Annotated in this window: 17 protein-coding genes and 1 other annotated feature; of the genes, 15 read left to right on the forward strand and 2 right to left on the reverse strand. The window is 42.7% G+C overall.

The window, feature by feature from the left end; all coding sequences use genetic code 11:
* The first annotated feature begins 143 nt into the window (after window positions 1–143).
* The 10 genes from ytaF to thrS all read left to right on the forward strand — a co-directional run bounded on the left by ytaF (window position 144) and on the right by thrS (window position 10,445).
* On the forward strand, window positions 144–776 hold the full coding sequence (gene ytaF, locus J7I80_RS22890) for a sporulation membrane protein YtaF (RefSeq protein WP_214741753.1): 633 nt from the start codon (window positions 144–146) through the stop codon (window positions 774–776).
* 26 nt (window positions 777–802) lie between these two features.
* Entirely contained in the window at window positions 803–1,411 is a 609-nt protein-coding gene (gene coaE, locus J7I80_RS22895) for a dephospho-CoA kinase (protein WP_214741754.1), read from the forward strand.
* 333 nt (window positions 1,412–1,744) lie between these two features.
* Entirely contained in the window at window positions 1,745–2,776 is a 1,032-nt protein-coding gene (locus J7I80_RS22900; protein ID WP_214741756.1) for a glyceraldehyde-3-phosphate dehydrogenase, read from the forward strand.
* Between the two features lie 381 nt (window positions 2,777–3,157).
* On the forward strand, window positions 3,158–3,538 hold the full coding sequence (gene speD, locus J7I80_RS22905; protein WP_192471432.1) for an adenosylmethionine decarboxylase: 381 nt from the start codon (window positions 3,158–3,160) through the stop codon (window positions 3,536–3,538).
* Between the two features lie 104 nt (window positions 3,539–3,642).
* A complete protein-coding gene (locus tag J7I80_RS22910) occupies window positions 3,643–4,047 on the forward strand; it encodes a hypothetical protein (RefSeq protein WP_214741758.1) in 405 nt (134 codons plus the stop codon).
* Window positions 4,048–4,174: 127 nt separating this feature from the next.
* A complete protein-coding gene (nrdR, locus tag J7I80_RS22915) occupies window positions 4,175–4,636 on the forward strand; it encodes a transcriptional regulator NrdR (RefSeq protein ID WP_041967634.1) in 462 nt (153 codons plus the stop codon).
* A gap of 157 nt (window positions 4,637–4,793) precedes the next feature.
* Window positions 4,794–6,206 (forward strand): replication initiation and membrane attachment family protein, encoded by a 1,413-nt coding sequence (locus tag J7I80_RS22920; RefSeq protein ID WP_214741760.1) that lies wholly within the window; start codon window positions 4,794–4,796, stop codon window positions 6,204–6,206.
* Between the two features lie 5 nt (window positions 6,207–6,211).
* Entirely contained in the window at window positions 6,212–7,144 is a 933-nt protein-coding gene (dnaI, locus tag J7I80_RS22925) for a primosomal protein DnaI (RefSeq protein WP_214741762.1), read from the forward strand.
* A gap of 134 nt (window positions 7,145–7,278) precedes the next feature.
* Window positions 7,279–8,154 carry a putative sporulation protein YtxC gene (ytxC, locus tag J7I80_RS22930; RefSeq protein ID WP_214741764.1) on the forward strand — a complete coding sequence of 292 codons (876 nt, stop codon included), beginning with the start codon at window positions 7,279–7,281 and terminating at the stop codon, window positions 8,152–8,154.
* 359 nt (window positions 8,155–8,513) lie between these two features.
* A complete protein-coding gene (gene thrS, locus J7I80_RS22935) occupies window positions 8,514–10,445 on the forward strand; it encodes a threonine--tRNA ligase (RefSeq protein WP_214741766.1) in 1,932 nt (643 codons plus the stop codon).
* A gap of 89 nt (window positions 10,446–10,534) precedes the next feature.
* On the opposite strand, the gene J7I80_RS22940 is transcribed toward thrS, so the two are convergent.
* Window positions 10,535–10,738, reverse strand: a complete 204-nt coding sequence (locus tag J7I80_RS22940) for a hypothetical protein (protein WP_192471438.1) — start codon at window positions 10,736–10,738, stop codon at window positions 10,535–10,537.
* Window positions 10,739–10,980: 242 nt separating this feature from the next.
* Window positions 10,981–11,107: a sequence feature (ribosomal protein L20 leader region), on the forward strand.
* 113 nt (window positions 11,108–11,220) lie between these two features.
* Here J7I80_RS22940 and infC point away from each other — a divergent pair.
* The 5 genes from infC to J7I80_RS22965 all read left to right on the forward strand — a co-directional run bounded on the left by infC (window position 11,221) and on the right by J7I80_RS22965 (window position 13,595).
* The gene (gene infC / locus J7I80_RS22945; RefSeq protein WP_214741772.1) at window positions 11,221–11,742 is read left to right on the forward strand and encodes a translation initiation factor IF-3; all 522 of its coding nucleotides are present in this window, start codon (window positions 11,221–11,223) and stop codon (window positions 11,740–11,742) included.
* Between the two features lie 16 nt (window positions 11,743–11,758).
* Window positions 11,759–11,959 carry a 50S ribosomal protein L35 gene (rpmI, locus tag J7I80_RS22950; RefSeq protein ID WP_023627047.1) on the forward strand — a complete coding sequence of 67 codons (201 nt, stop codon included), beginning with the start codon at window positions 11,759–11,761 and terminating at the stop codon, window positions 11,957–11,959.
* A gap of 37 nt (window positions 11,960–11,996) precedes the next feature.
* Window positions 11,997–12,356: a 50S ribosomal protein L20 gene (rplT, locus tag J7I80_RS22955; protein ID WP_102263819.1), complete on the forward strand. Its 360-nt coding sequence runs from the start codon at window positions 11,997–11,999 to the stop codon at window positions 12,354–12,356.
* Window positions 12,357–12,689: 333 nt separating this feature from the next.
* On the forward strand, window positions 12,690–12,965 hold the full coding sequence (locus tag J7I80_RS22960) for a DUF1294 domain-containing protein (protein WP_353050150.1): 276 nt from the start codon (window positions 12,690–12,692) through the stop codon (window positions 12,963–12,965).
* A gap of 57 nt (window positions 12,966–13,022) precedes the next feature.
* Entirely contained in the window at window positions 13,023–13,595 is a 573-nt protein-coding gene (locus J7I80_RS22965; protein ID WP_214741768.1) for a TVP38/TMEM64 family protein, read from the forward strand.
* 59 nt (window positions 13,596–13,654) lie between these two features.
* Here J7I80_RS22965 and J7I80_RS22970 read toward each other — a convergent pair whose 3' ends face one another.
* The gene (locus J7I80_RS22970; RefSeq protein ID WP_214741770.1) at window positions 13,655–14,056 is read right to left on the reverse strand and encodes a sigma-w pathway protein ysdB; all 402 of its coding nucleotides are present in this window, start codon (window positions 14,054–14,056) and stop codon (window positions 13,655–13,657) included.
* Between the last annotated feature and the right edge of the window lie 250 nt (window positions 14,057–14,306).

Below are 14,306 nucleotides of genomic sequence, written 5' to 3' on the forward strand. Positions count from 1 at the left end.
ACTTCACTGGTCGGCCCTCCAACGCTTGTCGGGGCTGAACGAGGCGCTTGCGCTTTTCTTGTATATTGGCTTGTTGATTTTCTCACCATAAATGGGCTCCTTCCATATACTAACGTAGCGATTGACAGGAAGGAGCTCAGTTTATGGCACAAACAATCTCCCTGCTTTTACTTGCATTCGCTGTCAGCCTTGACAGTTTTAGTGTAGGGTTAACGTATGGATTGCGAAAAATGAAGATCCCGATTAAATCGATTTCTGTAATTGCGGTTTGTTCGGCTGTCGTCCTGATGGCAGCGATGATGATCGGGCATTTTCTCGAGAGCTTTTTTTCACCAGGAATGGCAGAGACGCTGGGTGGCACTGTCTTGATCGTTTTAGGCGGATGGGTTTTGTTCCAATTTTTCCGCGAAGACAAAACAGAATTACTCTGTCATGAAAAAATCATCCTTAATCTTGAAATCAAATCACTTGGGATCGTTATCAACATTTTGAAAAAGCCAATGACAGCAGATTTTGACCGATCAGGTACAATCAATGGGATTGAAGCTGTCATGCTCGGGCTTGCCCTGTCGCTTGATGCTTTCGGCGCAGGGGTAGGAGCAGCATTTCTAGGGTTCTCTCCAGGATACCTTGCTTTGACGGTTGCCTGCATGAGTTCATTATTTGTGTATGCAGGAATGAGGATGGGCAGTTATTTTTCGGAGAGCGGATGGATGCAAAGGTTTTCTTTTGTACCAGGAATTTTATTGATCATAATCGGGCTCATGAAGCTTTAACAGGCCCTTGAAAGGATAATGGGAGAATGTCATTAGTTATCGGATTGACAGGAGGTATAGCAAGCGGAAAAAGCACGGTATCCGCCATGTTCACTGACATGGGCATCACCGTGATCGACGCAGATATCGAAGCGAGGCTTGCTGTTGAACCAGGAGAGAAAGCATACAATGATATTGTCAGCCATTTTGGCACGGACATTTTAGAAGATGACCGCACGATAAACCGCCCGAAATTGGGTGAAATCATTTTTAACAATGAAGAAAAGCGTTTGCTGCTCAATTCGATTGTCCATCCAGCCGTAAGGGAACGGATGGCACAGAAAAGAAAACAAGCCGAAGCGGCAGATGAAAAGGCAGTCGTCCTGGACATTCCGCTTCTGTTTGAAAGCAAGCTGACAGAACTCGTCGAAAAAATCATTGTCGTATATGTGGATGAACAAACTCAGCTGGAAAGGCTGATGAAGCGGAACGGATTCTCCGAAGAAGAAGCCTCTGCGCGGATTCAATCACAAATGCCGCTGAAGGACAAAGTCAGTCTGGCAGACGCAGTCATCGATAACAGCGGCAGCATCGAGCAATCGAAGCAGCAGCTGATGGAGATTTTAACAGAATGGGAAATCTTAAGAGCCGAATAGGCTCTTTTTTTGTATCTTGAAACGTCTTATGTTTGGTTAAATGTGTTTAATCCTGGTTGCGGCGGATATATTCCCGGTTTTCCGAGATATAATCCTTGTTTCAACAATTTTAATTCCGGTTTCCCGAAATATAATCCTCGTTTCTACCTTTATAATCCCGGTTTGGAAAAATCGTCACCCTCTGTTTCGTTCCTCCTAAATGATTATTATTATCAGAATTATTTTAAATTTTAAATGTGTGCATTTATTTATCACAAATAATTTTTAATATGTTATACTAATACCATACAAAGGGGTTATTGAGTATAACACTAATTCGGAAGGGGCCGTACAATGAAGGCGAGAATTGCGATTAACGGTTTTGGGAGAATTGGAAGAATGGTGTTCAGAAGAGCCATTCTTGAAGAAAATCTTGAGGTTGTTGCGATTAATGCGAGCTATCCAGCTGAAACTCTGGCGCATTTAATAAAATATGATTCCACTCATGGGCAATTTGCTGGAGAAGTCATCCCGGCTGATGATCACCTGGTTGTCAACGGAAAGAAAGTTAAGCTATTAAGCAATCGAAATCCTGCTGAGCTTCCATGGAAGGAAATGAAGATTGATATTGTCATAGAAGCTACAGGGAAATTCAATTCACGTGACAAGGCTGCTCTTCATCTCGATGCTGGTGCAAAGAAAGTGATTTTGACAGCACCTGGTACGAATGAAGATATCACTATTGTCATGGGAGTAAATGAAAGCGCATTAAATATTGAAAAACATGATATCATTTCAAATGCATCATGCACGACAAACTGCCTGGCACCGGTCGCGAAAGTGCTGGATGATACTTTCGGGATCGAAAACGGTTTGATGACGACTGTGCATGCTTATACGAATGACCAGAATAATATCGATAATCCGCACAAGGATCTGCGCAGAGCGCGTTCTTGCGGTCAATCCATCATCCCGACTTCAACTGGAGCAGCGAAGGCACTTTCACTCGTGCTTCCTCAGCTTAAAGGAAAGCTGCACGGTATGGCGCTGAGGGTACCGACTCCAAATGTTTCACTAGTTGACCTGGTTGTTGACCTGAAGCGTGAGGTAACAGTGGACGAAATCAACGATGCCTTCTATTCAGCATCAAAAGGAAAGCTTAAAGGCGTACTTGATATCACGACAGATCCGCTTGTTTCTATCGACTTTAACACGAATGAGCATTCTGCGATCATTGATGGTCTGTCTACAATGGTCATTGGTGCCAACAAAGTAAAGGTTCTTGCATGGTATGACAACGAATGGGGCTATTCCAGCAGGGTTGTAGACCTGACAAAGCATGTTGCCCATGCAATGTCTAACTCTGCAACTGTAAAGGTAGGATAATTCTTATATTGTAAAAAGCTTGCTTATCGGCAAGCTTTTTATTTTTGTATAATATTACTGCCCATTTTAGATCATGATTTTTAGAGATCACCATGTAAAATACATACCGGTTTTCAAGCGGAAGACCCTTAGAAAGCCCAATGGCTCGCTATCTATCAGACTATAAAAATTCAAGCCTGAAATTCATGAAAAAAATTTGTTTTCATGTGTTGCAAAAAAAATATAAACAAAGTATACTAGTCATCGTGAACTTCTTAATAACGGTACCAATTGGCTACTTAAAGGGTTAGGACCTCTCTGGACTAACTTTCCCCCGTGGTAGTTAAGATACCATTGAAGCTAAGGATTTCATTCTAATAATGTTAGAGGGGGAAATTGAATATGGAAACAATGGGTCGTCATGTAATTTCTGAACTTTGGGGTTGCGATTTTGAAAAATTGAATGATATGGATTTTATTGAACAAACTTTTGTTGGTGCAGCATTGAAATCGGGTGCTGAAATCCGCGAGGTGGCTTTCCACAAATTTGCGCCACAAGGTGTAAGCGGAGTTGTCATTATTTCTGAATCTCATTTAACTATTCACAGCTTCCCAGAACACGGGTACGCCAGCATCGATGTATACACTTGCGGCGATCTGAATCCTAACATTGCAGCTGACTATATTGCAGAAGCTCTAGGTGCTCAAACTCGTGAGAATATCGAAATTCCACGTGGCATGGGTCCTGTGCATGTGAAGCAAGCACAAGCTAAAGCTCTATAATTGAAAATATGAAAATTCACGAGAGGTGTAGCAATACACCTCTTTTTAATTTACCTAAAAATACGGTAAACTGTAAGTAGAAATCATATGCAGGAGGATTTTTGATGTCATTATTAAAATCCCTAACAGGACGGTACGAGAAATTCAGCGGGACAAGTGAAAACAACAGGGACGATCAGCTTAAGACACGTTATTATAAAGCGAACTTTAACCAGATGTTCCAAACGGTCGAAGAGTTGCTGAAGGCTGACTCCTCATACAAGATTACGAGTGTTTCCAAGGATCATGGAGAACTATCAGCCGAGCTTAAGGGGAAGATTCCCGCCTTTTTAACGGCCACTGTAATCACGACAAAACCATTTGAGACCGCGGTCGACTTACATATCTCTACAGAAAAGTTTTCATTGGCAGGCATCAACCCTGCCCTCAAACAAGAGTTGATTAAGTTATATGAAAAGCTGGACAAAACGCACACATTCATTGGCTCAGGCAAATATGGAAATCAATAGTTCCACTTGTCCAGACACCATCTTTTTTATAAGATAATAATAAGGATAATGCTTAGGGACGTATTGGCGGAAAAAGTGAATGGTCCTTCGCTCATTCTATATTTCAAAATATTCGGAGCTGATCGAGATGAAATGTCCAACTTGCCAAAATAACTCTACCCGGGTTCTTGATTCAAGACCGGTTGACGATAGCCGATCAATTCGACGCAGACGCGAATGCGAAGCTTGCGGATTTCGCTTCACCACATTTGAGAAGGTTGAAGAAATTCCTTTGATTGTCGTAAAAAAAGAAGGTACGCGCGAAGAGTTCAATCGGGAAAAACTCCTTCGCGGTTTGATTAAAGCTTGTGAAAAGCGGCCAGTCGCTTTGAAGGAACTCGAGGATCTGGTTTCCGAAGTAGAAAAAGAACTTCGCAGCCATGGAGTCTCTGAAGTTAAAAGCGAAGCCGTTGGGGAAATGGTCATGGACAGGCTGGCTAAGATTGATGAAGTCGCCTATGTCCGATTCGCATCAGTTTACCGCCAGTTTAAGGATATCAATGTCTTTATTGATGAATTGAAAGAGTTATTAAAGAGAGAACAATCATAACACCAGGAGTTCTTCGGGCTCCGGTACCATCCTGAAGAGCTGAAGGGAACTTCAGCTCTTTTTAAGGCTGTCTTGAATTTTTAGATAGAGATTAGAAAACTATAAATTTTTATAACCAATACAGTTCTTTTTTACGATGAGGAATGGAGGGAATAGGATGGCTCAGCATTGGCAAGAGACTTTGCCTGTAGACCAATATATTGTTGCATCTGGTGGCTTATTGCATGACTACGATCGCAAGGTGCTCACTTTCTTATACCAGCCTTTGATTGGGCCAGCTTGTTTAAGCCTTTATATGACCCTATGGGCTGAACTTGAAGAAAACCGTCTTTGGTCACAGCCTGTCACACACCATAACTTGATGACAATCATGGATATGAACCTGAAGGATATTTATCAGGCTCGCCAAAAGCTTGAAGGCATGGGATTGCTGAAGACCTATGTGAAAAATGGCGAGGAAGGGCGTTCATTCATTTATGAATTGCAGCCTCCGTTGACTCCTGAACAATACTTCCTTGATGGCATGTTGAATGTCTATTTGTATCGCAAGGTCGGAAAAAATCAGTTTTTGCGGCTCAAGCGATTTTTCAGCGATAAAAGTACAGAATCCGAGCCAGGCTATGAGGAGATTACGAAGGCATTCCAGGACGTTTTCTTGTCTGTGCCTACTCAGGCACTTATCTATAATGAGGATTCAGCGGCCGATCTGGACACGGAGGAAGGCAATGCGTTTATTGGCAGGTCCGAGGCTTCAAAAATACAGATTGACCCTGCGGAGTTTAACTTCGATTTGCTTTTGGGAGGACTTCAGGAATCTCTCATACCAAAAAAGGCTTTTACCTCGAAGGTTAAAGAAGCAATCAGCAATCTTGCTTTCCTATATGGAATTGATGCATTGAAGATGAAGAACATCGTATTGAGCTCTGTAAATGCTGAGAATGAAATTGATATAGAGGAATTGCGGAAGTCCTCCCGTGACTGGTACCAATTCGAACACCAGGACCAGCTTCCTGCACTTATGGACCGGACGCAGCCTGTCCAGCATAAAGCAGGGATCGAGAAGCCGAAAACGCAGGAAGAGGAATTGGTGGTTTATTTTGAAAAAACATCCCCTCGCCAGCTTCTGATCGATCTCTCAGGCGGTGCCGAGCCGTCTAAAGGAGACCTGCAGATCATTGAAGAGGTAATGTTCAAGCAAAAGCTGCTTCCGGGAGTCGTGAATGTTTTAGTTCAATATGTTATGCTCAAGACGGATATGAAGCTGACAAAGGGTTATATCGAAAAAATCGCCAGCCACTGGTCCAGGAAGCAGATTTCGACGGTCAAGGATGCGATGCAGCTGGCTAAAAGCGAGCACAGGCAGTATCTTGAATGGGCCGAAGGCAAGAAGACACCTTCCTCCTCAGGGAAAAGAAAGCCGGTCCGCAAAGAAGTGCTGCCGGATTGGTTTGGGAAAAAGGGCGAGGGTGAACCTCAGCAACAAACAGATCCTGCAGGCTCAGACCCTGATTTTGAAATAGAAAAGAAAAAGCTTGAAGAAGAACTGAAGAAATTCAAATCTGGGAGGTGATCCTTTTGCAAAACATTAATGAAACGTTGAAGAAGCTGGCGAATAACCAGAATTTCCAGGAGCGCTATGAAGCGATTAAGAGGCAGGTCATGCAGGATAAGCACATCAAGGAATTCCTGGATGAGAATGCGGAGTATATTACCAGGGAAATGCTCGATGGCAGTATGTCAAAGCTGTATGAGTTCTCCAACCAGAGCAAAGGCTGTGAAGATTGCGAGAGCCTCGCAGGCTGCAAGAACATGATTAAAGGTTATGAGCCAGAGCTTTTCATAAAAGGAAATTTCATTGACATAAAATATGACCGATGCAAAAAGAAGGTCATGCATGATGAGCAGCAAAAGAACGCACGCCTGATCAACAGCATTTTTGTGCCTAAAGAAATTTTGAAGGCATCGTTCGGGGATATTGAACTCGATGATGCTGGCAGGTTCAAGGCAATCAAGATGGCAAAAGACTTTGTTGAAAATTATGAGCCGGGCCAAAAGCAAAAGGGCCTGTTTCTTCATGGCCCGTTTGGAACAGGTAAATCCTACTTGCTTGGCGCAATCGCGAATGAATTGGCACAGAAACAAATCAGTTCATTGATTGTATATGTGCCTGAATTTTTCCGTGAAATGAAAAATGCGATTGGTGACCATACTGTCAATGACAAGCTGGAAGCCATCAAAAAGGCGAATGTTCTCATGCTAGATGACATCGGAGCAGAAACAATGAGCAGCTGGGCAAGGGATGAAATCCTTGGGACGATCCTGCAGTTCCGCATGCTGGAGAACCTTCCAACCTTCTTTACATCGAACTTCGACCTTAAAGGGCTGGAACATCATTTGACGCACAGCCAGCGGGGTGAAGAAGAACAATTGAAGGCAGCAAGAATCATGGAACGGATTAAATATCTTGCCGAGCCGGTAAAAGTCGAAGGCAAGAATCGCAGAATATAAAAATGTGCCGCCGCTAATCAAGCTGCGGCGCATTTTTTTTGCACTCATAACCATTTATACATCATATGGATACTTCTAAATTGTCCAAGTCCCCCATATATATAATCAGGGATTATTTAAGAGGGGGGATATGGTTGATTGAAATCATCTTCCAAAAAAAGCAGGATGCCTGGAATTTGTATCAGCATTTAGTCACCAGGCTTGCTTCATGGCAGGAAACGAATTCAATTCTTCTTAATGAAGATCGAAATAGAGTGATTATTCCGGAAGAATTTTGTGAAAAGGAAAGAATGCAATTACTCAAAAAAAGTGTTTATGATTTTATAGTGAATGTGAAACGCGATGACTGGCTAAGAGTCATCCTGGCAGAATCATATTTTTATAATGACAGTGAAGAACAGGATCAAATCCTTGATATCATTTACTCCGTCATCGAAGGCAATCGTAAAGAACTTGTTCCTTTCATGGAAGGTGTCGAGGAACAAGGGATCATTCAGAGTTCAATCAATGAAATTTTTAATGAGCGAATTTCATTTTCTTTCGACTCCTTTGTGATGTTCAGGCTGAAGGCCTATATTGAGCAGCTATCGAAATGGGTAGAGGTCGCGATCGATGAGTATAAGATGGAACAGGAGTACCAGGTTTTCCTGCACACACTGAGAGATTTCCTGGAGGAAAGGAATCCGCAGATGTCCCATTTATATCTGGTGATTGACGAAAATATGTTCTTTTATAATCAGCAATTCACAGAAATGAAACGGAGTGATCTGTTTAAAACAATTGACCGCAAGCTGCTTGTCAATCATCCTGTCTATGTTGACTCCGGAACGATTGCTCCGCTGCTGTCGATTGCGCCTGAGACCATATATTTATATACTGACGATCCCCATCAACCATTAGTGCGGACGATCATCAATCTCTTTGAAGAACGTGTGAAAGTCAGTCCAGTTTCCGCTTTTCATGATGAAAGAGTAAACTTTTTTAAAGAGGATCGTGAAAATATACAATAGCCCACTTGATTTTCAAAACATTACAAACTATAATTACGTACATACTAAATCAATAGTAAATGTAATGATGAGGACATGGGCATTCTTGAAAGGTTTCCAGAGAGGGAAGGCTTGGCTGAAAACTTCCTAACACTAAAAGAAACGCTTACCACCTCTGAACTCCAGCTGTGAACGCCCATAGGGCAAGTATTGGCTGGCGGCAGAAGCCGTTACCGCAACCAGAGCCATTCCTGCGTTATTTGCGCAAGAGTGGGAATTGGGTGGAACCACGTGTGATCAAACTCGTCCCTGTTTCAGGGACGGGTTTTTTTATTTTTCGCGCAAAAAATTGCGCCACTTTTTAAAGGGAGGAAAAGCCAATGGCAGACATGTTAAAAATATCGTTTCCAGATGGAGCAGTGAAGGAGTTTCCGGCAGGCACAACGACTGAAGATATCGCCAGCTCGATCAGCCCGGGCCTAAAAAAGAAAGCCATTGCCGGTATGGTTAATGGACAGCCGTATGATCTCAAGAGAGCGATCGAGGAGGATGCAGCGATTGAAATCGTCACTTCGGACCATCCAGAAGCGCTTGAAATCCTGCGCCACAGTTCTGCGCACTTGATGGCACAGGCAATCAAGCGCCTATATAAAGATGTTAACCTCGGAGTAGGGCCGGTAATTGAAGGCGGCTTCTACTATGATATCGATATGGAACATTCTTTATCTCCGGAAGATTTGCCGGAGATTGAAAAAGAAATGAAGAAAATCATTAATGAGAACATTGAGATTGTCCGTAAAGAAGTGAGCCGTGAGGAAGCAGTCAAGTTTTTCAATGAGCTTGGTGACCCATATAAGCTTGAGTTGATTGAAGCGATCCCGGCTGATGAAAAAGTGACTCTATATGAGCAGGGAGACTTTGTTGACCTCTGCCGCGGCGTGCATGTTCCATCGACAGGCAAGCTGAAGGAATTTAAATTGCTGAGCATTGCTGGTGCATACTGGCGCGGCGATAGTGACAATAAGATGCTCCAGCGTATTTACGGTACAGCTTTCTTCAAAAAGGAAGATTTGAAAGAGCACTTGAGGCTGCTTGAAGAAGCGAAAGAGCGTGATCACCGCAAACTTGGTAAAGAACTAAGTTTATTTACAAATTCACAGAAGGTAGGCCAGGGACTTCCGCTATGGCTTCCAAAAGGTGCGACAATCCGCCGCATCATCGAACGCTATATTGTTGATAAAGAAGTCAGCCTTGGCTATGACCATGTCTACACTCCAGTAATGGGAAGTGTGGATCTTTATAAAACTTCCGGACACTGGGACCACTATCAGGAAAACATGTTCCCGGTAATGGAGATGGAAAATGAACAGCTTGTTTTAAGACCGATGAACTGTCCGCATCACATGATGGTGTACAAAAACAGCATCCATAGCTACAGGGAACTTCCAATCAGGATTGCCGAGCTTGGAACAATGCACCGTTATGAAATGTCCGGCGCGCTGGCTGGACTACAGCGTGTGCGCGGCATGACTTTAAACGATGCTCACCTCTTTGTCCGCCCTGACCAGATCAAGGAAGAGTTCAAACGTGTAGTAGAGCTTGTGCTTGAAGTCTACAAGGATTTTGATATGAATGACTATTCGTTCCGTTTATCCTACAGGGATCCTGAGGATAAAGAGAAATACTTCGATGATGATCAGATGTGGGAAAAGGCTCAAGCTATGCTTAAAGAAGCGATGGATGAAATGGGTCTTGAATATTTCGAGGCAGAAGGCGAAGCGGCATTCTACGGTCCTAAGCTTGATGTTCAGGTTAAGACTGCTCTTGGCAAAGAAGAAACTCTCTCAACTGTCCAGCTGGACTTCTTGCTTCCAGAACGCTTTGACCTAACTTATATCGGAGAAGATGGAAAGCATCATCGTCCTGTCGTCATCCACCGCGGTGTCGTATCGACTATGGAACGCTTTGTAGCCTTCCTGATCGAAGAATACAAAGGAGCGTTCCCGACTTGGCTGGCTCCAGTCCAGGCGCAAATTATCCCGGTTTCACCTGCCGTCCATTATGACTATGCAAGAGAAATCAAAGAAAAGCTAAAAACAGAAGGCTTCCGCGTGGAAATCGATGGCCGCGACGAAAAAATCGGCTATAAAATCCGCGAAGCGCAAATGCAGAAAGTTCCGTACATGCTGGTGGTCGGTGACAATGAAGTCGCTGACAAAGCAGTTAACGTCCGTAAATACGGCGAACAGAAATCCGAAACAATTTCATTTGATGAATTCCTGGAGTCATTCAGGAAGGAAGCGAAGAAATAAGAAATGCGCAAATGCCTTGATCAGCCCCGACAAGCGCTGGGGCTGGACAAAAAATAAGAGGAGCCTGCTGGCTCCTCTTATTTTTATTATTATTCAATCGGTTTGGAACAGGCCGGACACAAATTCTTTGTATAGCTGCGCTGAATCCTCTGGCCGCAATTCCGGCATGATTTGATATTAACAGGCGTATTGTCAATATCATTGGAAAAACCATAGCCAGTCCTGAAAAATTTTAATGCGGTGCCAGCGAGCAGTCCAGTGACCACACCGGTGATAATGATTGCGATCAGCATATGTACACCAGCTTTCCTGTCTATTTCTGCCATTAATTATAGCAATAAATGAGGATTTTAGCTGTGACAAAATATATATTGCATTGATTCTGTGACATAGAAATTTAAATATGCCTGAAAAAAAGTATTGCAGCCTGAATTTCTATCTGATACAATACTTTTTGTTGCAGTTAACGAAAGTGATTCGTTTGACACATCAATTTCTTTATGCTATATTAGCAAGAGTGAACTGAATACAAGTTTTAGGAAAGAAGAAGCACCCGCTTCTCACCTGGCTGACGCGTTAAGGCTGTTGGCAGGTAATACGTAAACGTCTAATTATTTTGTTTCCGTAAGTGTGGGTGTCGTCGCCTGCACTTTTTTTATTGCAAAATAAAAATTGGACTATATCGTATGTCATTGTGTGAGCAAGATGAGGCTTAGGCCTGGCAATGTACTTCTTCTCCTTGACAATGTATTCGATAAAACCCTGGAGGTGGCTAATTATTAGCAAAGATGCGATGTTACTAAACGAGGGAATTCGTGCTCGCGAAATTCGTCTGATCGATCAAAACGGCGAGCAATTAGGAATTAAATCCAAAGCTGAGGCTCTTGAGATCGCAACGCGCGTAAATCTTGATCTTGTCCTTGTTGCTCCGAACGCGAAGCCTCCTGTAGGCCGAATCATGGACTACGGAAAATTCAAGTTCGAACAGCAAAAGAAAGAAAAAGAAGCACGTAAGAACCAGAAGATCATCACAACAAAAGAAGTACGTCTTAGCCCGACAATTGATGAGCATGACTTCAACACGAAGTTGCGCAATGCTATCAAGTTCCTGGAAAAAGGCGATAAAGTTAAAGCATCAATCCGTTTTAAAGGCCGTGCTATAACTCATAAGGAAATCGGTCAGCGTGTACTTGATCGCTTCTCTGAAGCTTGCAAAGATGTAGCGACAATTGAATCGCATCCAAAAATGGATGGCCGAAGCATGTTCCTGGTACTAGCACCTAAAACTGAAAAGTAACGAGGAGGAAGTCCCTATGCCAAAAATGAAAACTCACCGCGGCACTGCCAAGCGTTTCAAGAAAACTGGAACTGGCAAGCTTAAGCGTTCACACGCTTACACTAGCCACTTATTTGCTAACAAGTCTACAAAAGCTAAGCGTAAGCTTCGCAAATCTGCAATTGTTTCAAAAGGCGATTTCAAACGTATTCGTCACATGCTTGACAACATTAAGTAAACTCGAGCGAGCTCGATTTATATAGGAGGGAAATTACATGCCACGTGTAAAAGGCGGTACAGTTACGCGCAAGCGTCGTAAAAAAGTCATTAAATTAGCAAAAGGTTATTTCGGTTCTAAACATACATTATACAAAGTTGCTAACCAGCAGGTTATGAAGTCCCTAATGTATGCATTCCGCGACCGTCGCCAGAAGAAGCGCGACTTCCGCAAACTTTGGATTGCTCGTATCAACGCAGCAGCTCGCATGAACGGCCTTTCTTACAGCCGTATGATGCACGGCCTTAAGCTTGCAGGTATCGAAGTAAACCGCAAAATGCTTGCTGAACTTGCAGTAAGCGATGCAGCAGCATTCGCTCAATTGGCTGAAACAGCTAAGCAACAATTCAACAAGTAATCAAACCGATAAGACGAACCATTCTCATGATGAGAGTGGTTTTTTCTTTTATTTTGAAATACATAAGCAAAAAGTCTTTGTTTCGGATATACAGAAACTAAATTATAGGTAAAATGTTCAATAGAAGGGCTGTAACGGACAAACGCAAGCGGATATTCCGGAAAAGTGTCCGCTAGAAGGGCTCTAATGGACAAAAGTAAGCGAATATCTCGGAAAAATGTCCGATAGAAGGGGTGTAACGGACAAACGGAAGTAGAATCCTGGGAAAAGTGTCCGATAGACAAGTTATTATTATTAAGGAGTACATAGTTTTTATTAAGGGGACGTGGAGATGTGGAAATATGGAGTTTGGCTGCCTTAATTTTAGTCATGAACCTTGCGGGCTTTTTTACCATGGGGATCGATAAAAAGCGGGCAAAAAACAATCATTATCGAATAAGTGAAAAAACATTATGGAATATTGCATTTCTTGGAGGAGCGACCGGGGCAACCGCTGGAATGAAGCACTACAGGCATAAGACGAAACATGCTCAGTTTAAGTATGGACTGCCGCTGCTGGCAATTATTGAGATTGGTATATTTACATATTTATTTAAGCTTTTGGCATAACAGCTTGTATGATTTTATAAGCTAGTAGCAACAAAGACTCGCGGGCAGGTGACAAGAATGGATGATGCGTGGTCAATGCTGCTGATAATTGTGGAATCTGGAGGCTGGTATGCACCGGTTTTCTTCATCTTGTTTCATGTTTTCCGCCAGTTTGTTTTCATACCTCCTGCGGTTGTCTGTATCGCTGGAGGATTAATGTTTGGAATCGTACCCGGAATTATATATTCGCTGCTCGGTTTGTCGGGAGCAAGTATATTATTCTACTTTTTAATGAGACAGATTCCAGAGATGATGAACAAGGTAAGCAGGCTGAAAAAAAGGCTGGTTGGGCGCTTTAGGGATCTGACCGTTGCCCAGGTTGCATTGTTGAGGCTTGTGCCGGTGATTCATTACCAGCTGCTAAGCTTTTGCCTTTACGAGCGGAAAAATAGATTTAAAGACTTTATGTTTGCTTCATTTCTTGCGAATATTCCATTCGTCATCTTTTATACGATATTCGGGGAGTATGTTGGAGAGTTTGACTCAGCAACAGGTCTCATTTTGATGATTGTATTTTTGGTGTTAGCCTATTTTTTGCGGGAGAAAATTATCTTTATTAAATGGCGTGAGTTTTTTGATAGTACACCATAGAATTAAAAGAGTCTGAAGTCATAGGAAAAAGCGTCCGGTATCGATCGGACGCTTTTAATTTATAACTCCTGATCCTCGTCATGATTCGCCATGAATTCCTTGATCGGGCTTTTCCAGTCGATTTTAGCCACCGGGTAGCTCTCGCGGATTTTCCGTTCAATGAATTGGAAATCTTCCAGGACGAGCCCTTTCAATGCAGACGTTTTTTTAGGCCAGATGAAAATGGATACAACCTCAAATGCAGACGGGGTTGTTCCTAAATACTTTTCACCTTCAAATAAAACACCCTTATATGTTAATAAGAAATTCTTCCGGACATTGTCTGGATCATCCAAAAAGAAAAAGCGCTTCTGCTCATGAGCAAGCTCCAGCTTCCTTTTCGGATGGAATAAATATTTCACAGCGCTGTATATTAGAAAAACAAATAATAGCAGGATAACAATACGTAAAAGCAGGATCATGACTGCCCCTCCAATGCGAACTTTCCTTATTTACGGATGAGATTCCAAATAGTTTCAACTATTTTATAATTGATTTATACTTTTTTTAGTGGCGTATCGGCAAGTGCAGAAAACAGGTTTGGGGAAAACCGGGGGAAAGCTGTCCGATGTCAGATCAAGTTCGGCAGGTTTGACTGAGAACAAGGAAAAGCTGTCAAGAAAAGCCCGGAATTATGACAGGTTTGATGGGAACACAGGAAAAGCTGTCAAA

This window comes from Bacillus sp. ISL-41 (genome assembly GCF_018613235.1).
Lineage (GTDB): Bacteria > Bacillota > Bacilli > Bacillales > Cytobacillaceae > Mesobacillus.